Annotated in this window: 7 protein-coding genes; 3 read left to right on the top strand and 4 right to left on the bottom strand. The window is 68.5% G+C overall.

What is annotated here, in order from left to right; translation table 11 throughout:
* Nucleotides 1–1,594, bottom strand: a 1,594-nt coding sequence (locus tag C1H66_RS12620; RefSeq protein WP_102628241.1) for a T6SS phospholipase effector Tle1-like catalytic domain-containing protein, incomplete at its 3' end; no start/stop codon positions are given.
* Between the two features lie 341 nt (nt 1,595–1,935).
* Between C1H66_RS12620 and C1H66_RS12615 the strand changes: the two genes are divergently transcribed.
* Nucleotides 1,936–2,505, top strand: coding sequence for a hypothetical protein (locus C1H66_RS12615; protein WP_102628240.1), 570 nt, complete (start codon nt 1,936–1,938; stop codon nt 2,503–2,505).
* 6 nt (nt 2,506–2,511) lie between these two features.
* Here C1H66_RS12615 and C1H66_RS12610 read toward each other — a convergent pair whose 3' ends face one another.
* Nucleotides 2,512–4,281, bottom strand: a complete 1,770-nt coding sequence (locus C1H66_RS12610; RefSeq protein ID WP_102628239.1) for a TRAP transporter permease — start codon at nt 4,279–4,281, stop codon at nt 2,512–2,514.
* An 88-nt stretch (nt 4,282–4,369) separates the two neighbouring features.
* Complete coding sequence (locus C1H66_RS12605; RefSeq protein ID WP_102628238.1) at nt 4,370–5,347, bottom strand: TAXI family TRAP transporter solute-binding subunit; 978 nt, start codon at nt 5,345–5,347, stop codon at nt 4,370–4,372.
* Nucleotides 5,348–5,589: 242 nt separating this feature from the next.
* Here C1H66_RS12605 and rraA point away from each other — a divergent pair, with 242 nt between their 5' ends.
* Together rraA and C1H66_RS12595 are read left to right on the top strand one after the other, a co-directional pair.
* Complete coding sequence (gene rraA, locus C1H66_RS12600; protein WP_102628237.1) at nt 5,590–6,078, top strand: ribonuclease E activity regulator RraA; 489 nt, start codon at nt 5,590–5,592, stop codon at nt 6,076–6,078.
* Nucleotides 6,079–6,199: 121 nt separating this feature from the next.
* Nucleotides 6,200–8,083, top strand: coding sequence for a glycerophosphodiester phosphodiesterase family protein (locus C1H66_RS12595; protein ID WP_102628236.1), 1,884 nt, complete (start codon nt 6,200–6,202; stop codon nt 8,081–8,083).
* Here the strand turns inward: C1H66_RS12595 and C1H66_RS12590 are convergent.
* Nucleotides 8,080–9,921: a gamma-glutamyltransferase family protein gene (locus C1H66_RS12590; protein WP_370741264.1), complete on the bottom strand. Its 1,842-nt coding sequence runs from the start codon at nt 9,919–9,921 to the stop codon at nt 8,080–8,082. The two genes, C1H66_RS12595 and C1H66_RS12590, sit on opposite strands and share 4 nt — an antisense overlap.
* Between the last annotated feature and the right edge of the window lie 101 nt (nt 9,922–10,022).

Here is a 10,022-nt window from a genome sequence, read left to right as displayed (position 1 = left end):
GGGAGAGGCTCTCCTGTCGATGGGAGGTATGGATATAGCCGTGCAGGTAGCGGCGGGCGTCCTCCAGGCGGGCGCCGACTTTCTTCCAGGCATCGAGGGCGCCTTGCAGTTCGTCTGGAATGGTATGGTCTGAGTCGTTTCTCAACTCGTCCAATGGCACACCACTCTGGTGTGCCAGTTGATGCATCTGGTGCAGTGCATAAATGGCCAGCTCCTTGCGGGTGGCGCGCCGCTCTATCTCGAGCACATCGGGAGGCTCCACGCGTAGTTCCAGCCCCCGTGCCGCGGCCTCCTCCTGCGCCAGGCGTATGGTTCGCCCGTTGCTGCCCAGCCCCGCCCGGCGGCGCACCAGCAGCTCCTCGTGGTTGGCGAAATCCACCTCGGGATTTTCGTAGCCCCAGCCCACATCCGAATGTGCTCCCGGCAGCGCGATCTCGCTGAAGTTTCCGGGCAGGTTGCCCTGGGGGTCGGCCAGGCTGCTGAGGGGAAAGTTGCGGCGAATCTCGTGGTGGGCGGTGAACTGCACGACGCGCATGGCGCTGCCCGGCGCCAGGTGCAGGTTGAAGTCGAGATTGCGGGCGTTGCCGGGCAGATAGAAGCTGCCCACGGTATCGAACAGCCCCACGAAGCGCACCTGGGGAAAGGGAATGGGAGGCGGAGGAAAGGCCTCGATGCGACGGATCGGCGTTTCGGGGGTCGGCAGCCCCGGGCGAAAGTCCGGCACCAGCAGCGTTTCCGGCCAGCCATGGATCAGGTTGACGAAGTGACGGGCCAGGGCCGCGCCACGGCTGAAGCCGAACACATCGAAGATGACCAGCGCGTCTTCGTTCGCCTGCAGGATCGGGCGGAGCTGGTTCAAGACCAGCTCGATTCGCGCATGGCCACCCTCCGCGCCGACGCCGAAGGCCAGCCCCGAGAGGTTGCGCATGTTCTCGAGCCCGCCCTGGCCCATCTGGCCAGTGACCGTACCGACACCGTGGACGTAAACAGGATAATAACCACTCTCGGCATCATCCAGGTACAAGTCTCGCAGCTTGGCCACATTGGTGATATCGCGATCCGTCCGCTGGCGGTCGTTCTCCCGGTTATTGCCGGTACCGTCGAAGAACACCCCGATCTCGAGGATGCGCTGCCTCGCTGGCTCGGGAGCCGGCGGTGGCGGGGGTGCGGGCTCGCGCCGCGGTTCGGGTGGGGATGAGGGCCGTGACACCGCCCAGGCGGGATACCGGGCCTGAGCGACGTCCTTCGGGGTCAGGCCACGCGCGTTGAGCCGGGCAAGACGCTCACCGACAAGGCTCTGATAGTAGCGCGGCAAGGCCCCGGCGGCCTTCACCCATCGGCTGCCATCCCACTCGACGACCGGCGAACGGGGGTGATCATCGACCAGGACCAGGCTACCGTCCCCGACCTGCTCCAGCAGTCGTCGATAGCCACGCTGCCCTTCGGATGTCGAGGGGTTGAAGTCGGCACCGAGCGACCAGAGTTCGCCGCCCGGGGCTCGGGCCCGCCGCTCGATCTGCTCCTGGGCCCAGTATGGTGATTCGACATAGGGCAGGTCGACATCGCGTACGCGGAAAGGTGACGTGAGCTTCATGCATTTCCCTTGCGCTGCGCTCGTTCCGATCAGAAGGGGCTTGCCTGGCTGCCCTCGAGGAGCCTTCCGGCGCTTCCTGTGGCGAGCCTTGTCGGTTGCCCCATCGCCCAGATTACGGATATCGAGCACGGGTGCCATAGCCGATCGCTTACATTGCCATACGAAAGTGTCCATGCAGGCAGTGAGAAAACCGCGCGATGCCGCCTGGACTCGCCCCTGGTGCTGGAGATTTGCCCGCCACCCCGGCAGCGGCGATGATGGAGACAGCCAAACTCACCTTTGGGGTCAGACCCCAAAATGCGCTTAGGGGTCTGACCCCACAGAAAACTTAGGAGCCTACGATGCGCTTCGCCACCCTCGGCCCTGCGGGCAACAACCATCTGCTGGTACTGGAACGCTACCTGGCCGCCCGGGGCCTGGAGGGCGCCGAGATCCGCCCCTTCGCGAGCTTCGATGAGGCCTTTCCCGCCCTGCTGGCCGGCGAGGTGGACTATGTACTGCAGTGCACGGCCCACCCCAGCCATGGGGAGTGGGTCGGCCGCACCATGCACCGCGCCTTCCCGGTGGACGCCTTCATCGCGCCGAGCAAGCCGCTGGCGATCCTCGCCCGGCGCGGGGTGGACGAGCCGCGGCGCCTGGGGCTGCAGCCGGCCACCCGCCACTATGCCGACCTCTCCGCCTACCCCGAGCAGATCGAGGCGCCGACCACCGTCGACGTGGCCAACGGCCTGCTGGACGGACGCTTCGAGGCCGGGCTCTGTGCCCGGGAGGTGCTCGACGCCCACCCCGACGCCCTGCGCCTGGTCGAGGACCTCGGCCCGGCCCTGGATACCTGGGTGCTGTTCGGTCGCGAGCGGCTGGCGGGCGAGCTGATCCTCTGCGCCCCGCCCCCGAGTCAGCCGACGCGCTGAGCGAGTTCAGAACGCGAAGATCACCGCGGCCCCGACAACCACCAGCACCAGCCGCAGCCACCACGCGCGGCGGGCGATGACGCCATAGGAGACACCGGTGAGGCCGACGGCGATCTTCACCGCGTCGATGACGGCGCCGCTGGGGTCGAACGCCAGGCGGATGACATCCGGGTTGGCGACCATGGCCAGCGGGATGATGTAGAGCCCGATGCCGAGCGCCATGGCCTTCATGGCGACCTTGAGCCAGTTCTCGCCCACCATGCCGGCGGCGATGAAGACCCCGCCGCACACCGGCGGGGTGATGGTCGAGAGCAGCGCGAACCAGAACACGAACAGGTGCGCCAGCAGCGGCTCGAGGCCGAGCGCGGTGAGCGCCGGACCGGCCACCGAGACGCAGATCACGTAGGCCGCCGTGGTCGGCACCTCCATGCCCAGCACCAGGCAGGCGAGCGCGGTGAGCAGCAGCGCCGGCCAGAGCATCTCGCCCGACAGCGAGAGGATCCCCGTAGTGATCTTCACCCCCAGCCCGGTCAGCGCGAGCACCCCGATCACCAGCGAGGCGCAGATGATGATGGCACCGATCACCGCCACCTGGCGCCCGGCGATCACCATGGCCTCGGCCATGCGCCGGCCGAAGCCATGCAGCGAGAAGGTCAGGGTGACATCGAAGCACAGCAGCGCCATGCCGGCGAAGATGGCGATGCTCGCCGCGTACTGGGGCGTGACGCCGCCCAGGAAGATGCGCTCGAGCAGGATGACGAAGGGCACGGCGAAGAACAGCGAGGTGATCAACACCTCCTTGGGCGCCGGCTGCTCGCTGGCGGCCATGGGCCGCAGGTCGTGGCGGGTGGCGTAGGCGTTGATGCCGACCCACACCGTGGCGAAGTAGAGGATCGCCGGCAGCAGCGCCGCGGCCATGATCAGGGGATAGGGCGTGCCGGTGAGCTCGACCATCACGAAGGCGCCGGCGCCCATCAGCGGCGGCATGATCTGCCCGCCGGACGAGGCCACCGCCTCCACCGCCCCGGCCAGCGAGCGCGGATAACCCAGGCGCACCATGGTGGGAATGGTGATGGCGCCGGTGGACGCCACGTTGGCCGAGGCCGAGCCCGAGATCGAGCCCATCAGCGCCGACGAGATCACCGAGACCTTGGCCGCGCCGCCGGTGAGCCGCCCGGCGACGGCGCTGGCCATGTTCATGAAGCCGCGTCCCGCCTCGCCGGCGTTGAGCACCGCGCCGAAGATGACGAACACCGCCACCACGCCCACGCTCACCCCGGTCAGCTTGCCCCATAGCCCGCCCTCGGCGATGGTCAGGGTGCCGACGAAGCTCTGCAGCGGCATCCCCGGGTGGCCGAACTGGCCGGGCACCTGGGCGCCGAACACCCCGTAGAGCAGCGCCGCCAAGGCCACCAGCGGCAGCGGCCAGCCGATCGCCCGGCGCGCCGCCTCCAGCGCCAGCCCGATCAGGAAGACGCCGATGACCATCTGCAGGTGGGTATCGATGAAGCCGTACTGCTGCGACAGCGCCTCCTCGTTGACGGCGATGTAGCCGCAGGCGGCGATGCCGAGCCCGGTCAGCAGCCAGCCGCTCCAGCGCTCGACGGGCGTGCGGGCGGCGAGGATCAGGATCCACGGCAGCGCCAGCGCCATGTGGATCGGCCGGCTGACCAGCGCCGGGGTCAGGCCGTAGAAGATCAGCCCGAGGTGGAAGACCACGGTCACGGTGCCCAGCGCCACCCAGGCCGGGTGCAGGCGGGAAACGGGTTCGAGCATGAGCAAGCCTTGCCAGCCAGGGGCGGCCCTCAGCACACCTTGGGGTCAGACCCCAAAGTCCGCTGAGGGGCCTGACCCCAAGGGGGAGTTAGCGTAAGTCGTCGGGGATCTCGATGCCGGCTTCGTCGTAGTAGCGCACCGCGCCGGGATGCAGGCTGCCGGCGATGTTGTCGATCATGTCGGGGGTGATGCTGCCCCACCAGGGGGACTCCTCGGCCATCGCCTCGCGGCGTTCCCAGAAGGTGCGGGTCAGGGTATAGGCGGTGTCGTCGTCCATGTCGCTGGTGGTGTAGGCGATCACCGGCAGCGAGGTGGTCTCCACATCGGCCTCGATGCCCGCATAGGTGCCCCCCGGGATGGTCTGGCGCGCCGCCCCGGTCTGCTCGATCTGCTCGTCGGTCAGGCTGACCAGGCTGATCGGCATGCTGGCGGCGGTCTCGATCACGTTGGGCGTGGGGAAGGAGCTGGCGGTGACGAAGGCGTCGATCTGGCCGTTCTTCAGCGCATCCGGGCCGCTGCCGATCTCGGCGTTGGCCACCCGCACCTTGTCCAGCAGCCCGAACAGCTCCAGGTAGCGCTCGGCCTCACGGGCGCCGAAGGTGCCGCGGCCGATCAGGATGTGCTTGTCTTCCAGGTCGTCCAGCGAGATGACGCCCTCGTCACCGGCGACCACGAAGTGCATGGTGATCGCGGGGATCGGGAAGAGGCCGCGGATCTCCTGGAAGCGCGGGTTCTGGCGTTCGGCGAAGGGCCCCTCGCCGGCCATGGCGCTGTCGACCAGCCCGGGGGGCGTGGTGAAGACATAGTTGCCCTGGCGCGCCATCACTTCCATGACGTTCTGCACCGACCCCTGGCTCTCCTCGAGGGTCAGGACGATATCGCCGTCGGTCCCCCGGCGGATCGCTTCGGAGAGCTCGACGCCCATCTGGTAGTAGGCGGTCCCCGCCGAGGCGGACTTGTAGGTGACGCGGGTCTCGGCCTGGGCGGACAGGGCGGTCGCCCCCATCAGCACGGCGGTGGCCGACGCCAGCAGGGTCCGGGCGAACGGGCGAGTGAAATGGCGCATGGATGACGTCCTCTTGCGTGACCGGCATCACGGGCGATGCCTGTTGTTATGGAAGTGTCAGGAGCGAGTGTCAGGAGCGAGCGTGCGATGGCCATGGCCATCGTGCCAAAGCCTATAACATGCCATTGCTTCCCGCATTAGACATCGAGGAAATACCCGCCCCTCCCTTCGTCGATGGCGACCCCCGGCCGGTCACGTCTATGGCATCATCGGGGCGTCGACCACTCGAGCAAGGAGCCACCATGAGCCATATCGTCACCCCGGACATCTGCGACGCCCACCCCGAGGTGCGGGTCCTCGATCCGATCTTCGTCAACTTCGGCGGCCGCGAGGCGTTCTGCGGCCCGATCCGCACCGTCAAGTGCTTCGAGGACAACTCGCTGGTCAAGCAGGCCGTCGGCGAACCCGGCGAGGGCGCGGTGCTGGTGGTGGATGCCGGCGGCTCCCAGCGCTGTGCGATGCTCGGCGACATGCTGGCCGAACAGGCGCTGGAGAACGGCTGGGCCGGCGTGGTGATGTACGGCTGCGTGCGCGACGTCGACGTGCTGGCCGAGACCGAGCTCGGCGTCCAGGCGCTCGGCGTGCATCCGCGCAAGAGCGAGAAGCATGGCGAAGGGCAACGGGACATCCCGGTGACCTTCGCCGGCGTGACCATGGCCCCGGGCCAGTGGCTCTACGCCGACAACAACGGCATCCTCGTCGCCGGCGAGCGCCTGCCGCTGGAAGGCTAAGCAAACCTTGGGGTCAGACCCCAAAGCGAATTTAAGGGTCTGACCCCGGCTCTCTCGACTTGCTAGGCTTATCCCGCTGGTGCCACCCTGATGGCATGCGACTCACCATGACATACTACCCATGCTGTCCCTGCCACAGCTGAGTCACGCGGTGCTACGCAGCCTGCGCGAGCATCTGCGTCCTCTCGTGGCCTACCACCTCTTCTTCACCATACTGGCCTCGAGCCTGGTCCTGCCCGCGGTGGCCTGGACGCTCAGGCGCCTGCTCGGCCAGTTCGGCCGACCGGTGCTGACCAACGCCGAGCTGATCGATATCCTGATGAGCACCGGCGGCGCGCTCTGGCTGCTGGCGGCCATCGGCCTGACCTTCCTGGTGCTCTACCTGCAGCAGGCCGGCATGATCCTGGTGGCGATTCGCCCACGGGACAATCACTACTGGCTCGCCTTCGAGGCACTCTGGGCGACCCTGCGCCGGCTGCCCGCGCTGGCCGGCCTGGTGGTGGTCCAGGTCGGCATCCACCTGTTGCTGCTGATCCCGGTGGCCTTCGCCGTGACCTGGCTCTACGGCGCCTTCCTCGGCGGCCTGGACCCCTACTACGTGCAGCGCGTCCGTCCCCCGGCGATGTGGCAGTTCCTCGGCGTCGCCAGCCCGCTGGTGGTGATCTGGGTGGCCCTGGCCGCGACCCTCTACTTCCGCTGGATCCTCGCCCTGCCGCTGGTCGTCCTCGAGAACCTCTCGCCGCTGAAGGCGCTGACTCGCAGCCACCATCTGACCCGCAGCCGACGACACCACATCGCCGTGGCGGTGATCGCCCTGCTGGTGGTGATCATCGCCCTGCCGTTCCTGGCCACCAGCCTGTTCGACCGGATCTTCACGCCGATGCTGTGGTGGCTGCCGGAACGCAATGCGGTACTCATCCCGGCCATGCTCGGCTACCTCACCGCCTATGTGCTGCTGACGCTCGCCATCACCTTCGTCGGCATCGCCGCCAATGCCCTGCTCGGCGCCTGCCTCTACCTGCGGCTGGCCCATCGCGAGCCGCGCCCTGCCCCGCCGCCGGCGGACGCCCACCCGGGCCGGCTGGCGTGGGGGGTGGAGCTCGGCGTGATCGCCTTCGCCCTCTTCCAGGCCTGGCTGATCGTCAACAGCTTCGAGCTTCGCGACCGGGTCACCAACATCGCCCATCGCGGCAGTTCCATGATCGCGCCGGAGAACACCCTGGCGGCGGTGGGACGCGCCCTGGAGGATGGCGCCGATTACGTGGAGATCGATGTCCGGCTCACCGCCGACGGACAGGTGGTGCTCTACCACGACCGCAGCCTCACCCGGCTCACCGGCGACCCCCGCGACCTGCGCGATCTGGATCGCGAGGAACTGGGTGCCTTCGACGTGGGCAGCTGGTTCGGCGATGCCTTCGTCGGCGAGCGGATTCCCGGCCTCGACGAGGCGCTCGCGATGGTGCGCGGCCGCAGCCGCCTGATGATCGACATGAAGCCCGACCAGGGCCGCGAGGTGGCCCTGGTCGAGGCGGTGATCGAGGCCCTGTACCGGGAAGCCGAGGCGCGTACCGCCTGCCTGGATGCCGCCCATGATGCCATCGAGGCCTCGATGTGCGGCGATCCGGACGTGATCGGCGAGACGCGCCTGGCCACCATGTCGCCGTCGCTGGTACCGGAGATCAAGGCGCGGGAACCCGCCCTCAAGACCACCCTGCTGGCCCAGCTGATCCTGCCCGGCACCCTGGACCGTCGCAGTTTCGATGCCCTGGGGTTGCGCCACAACCGCATCACCGAGAACGAGATCCGTCTCGCCCGCACCCATGGCTACGAGATTCACGCCTGGACCATCAACGACCGGGCGCGGATGTCGCAGCTGATCGACCTCGGCGTGGACGCCATCATCACCGACCGCCCGGAGCTGCTCGCCGAGCTGATCGACGACCGTCGCGAACTCAGCGATGGCGCCCTGCTGCTGGTCAAGCTGCGCAACTGGCTGAGGACTTAATCGCCCCTCACCACCCCCTCGCGGCGCGGGTCGGCGCCACCGAAGAAGCCCTCGTCGGTGACCTGCAGCGCCTGCAGGCCGCTGACCAGTTCGCGCTCGCTGGCGTCATGGCCGCGGGCGTTCAGTGCCTCGAGGGTCGACGCGGGGAAGCGCCCCTCCTCCAGGAAGGCCGGGCCGCCCAGGGTGATGGCGTGGGGCAGGTTCAATGCCTGCTGGGCATCGAGCCCCCAATCGAGCATGGCGACCAGCGACTTGGCGGTGTAGTGGATGATCGCCGCGCCGCCCGGGGACCCCAGGCTCGCCACCAGCTCGCCGCTGTCACGGTCGAAGACCAGGGTCGGGCTCATGCTCGAGCGCGGCCGCTTGCGTGGCTCGACGCGGTTGGCGATGGGCGTGCCCGCTTCGTCCTCGGGCTCGAAGGAGAAATCGGTGAGCTCGTTGTTGAGCAGGTAGCCGCCGGGCAGACCGGTGCCGCCGTCGGCGAGGATACGCGCGCCGAAGGCCGACTCGATGGTGGTGGTCATGGCGATGGCGTTGCCGTGCTCGTCGATGATGCTGATATGACTGGTGCCGTACTCGGGCTGGTCGGGCTGTACCGCCCAGGCGGTGGCCAGAGCCCCCGGCTTGCCCGGTTCGGCCCCGCCGTCGCCCAGGCTCTGGTCACCGACCAGCTCGGCGCGCTGGGCCAGGTACTCGGGGGCGAGCATGCTCGACCAGTCACCGCCGGGGGCCTCGACGAAATCCGGGTCGGCGATGTACTTGCCACGGTCGGCGAAGGCCAGCCGGGATGCCTCGAGGAACTGATGCAACCAGGCCTCGCCGGGCAGGTCGTCCACCAGCGGTTCCTCCGGGGCCGGCAGGTGCTCGAGGATGCCGAGGATCTGCATCACGGTCAGGTGGCCGGATGACGGCGGCGGGAAGCCGCACACGGTGTAGGCTTGCCAGTCGGTGCACAGCGGCTCGCGCGTCTTGGCCGCGTAGCTCGCCAGGTCCTCGAGACTCAGGCTGCCGGGCCGCTCGTGGTGTTCCTGCACCCGGGCCGCCAGGTCCTCGGCGATGGGGCCGGTATGCAGCGCCCTGCTGCCGTGCTCGGCGATCTCGCCGAGGATGGCAGCCAGCGCCGGGTTCCTGAGCTCGTGCCCCACCGCCAGTGGCTCGCCCGCGTCATCGTAGTAGAAGCCACCGCCGAGCGGGTCGTCACGCAGGTGTTGCTCCCCCGCCAGGCTGGTATGCAATCGCGGGCTGACCGGAAAGCCCCGTTCGGCCAGGATGATGGCCGGGGCGAAGAGGTCGGCCCAGGGCAGCTTACCGTGGGCCTTGTGAGCCATCTCGAGCATCCGCACCGTGCCGGGCACCCCCACCGAGAGGCCGCTGGCGGCGGCATCCATGAACTCCAGCGGCTCGCCCTCCTCGTCCAGGAACAGGCTTTCGTCCACCTTGCTCGGCGCGGCCTCGCGGCCATCGAAGGCCGTGACCTCCTCGCCATCGAAGTGCATCAGGAAGGCCCCGCCGCCGATGCCGCTGGACTGCGGTTCCACCAGGGTGAGCACCATCTGCACGGCGATGGCCGCATCGATGGCGCTGCCGCCGGCCTTGAGTACCTGATAGCCGGCATCGGTGGCCAACGGGTTGGCCGCCGCCACCGCGAAGCGCTGGGTGGCCCAGCCGGGCTTCTCCTCGAAGCCGGAACTGACCTCCGGCGCGATGGCCGGGATGTCGTACTCGAAGGCTTCCTCGGTCTCGGCCTCGGCCTGGGCCGAGAGCGGCAGTCCGATCATCAGCGCCGCGGTGACCGGCACCAGAAGGCGGCGACGAAACGGCATGGCGAGGGTCGTCATGGGAACTCTCCTTGTGGTCGTGCGAGTGGGGTGGGGAGAGTTACAGCATAGGCGAAAACGCATACAAGACGCCCGGCAGACTCGCGTCGGCCGGGCGTCTA

Origin of the sequence: Halomonas heilongjiangensis (assembly GCF_002879645.1) — a bacterium.
Lineage (GTDB): Bacteria > Pseudomonadota > Gammaproteobacteria > Pseudomonadales > Halomonadaceae > Halomonas > Halomonas heilongjiangensis.
This window is presented reverse-complemented; position numbering and strand designations above follow the sequence as displayed.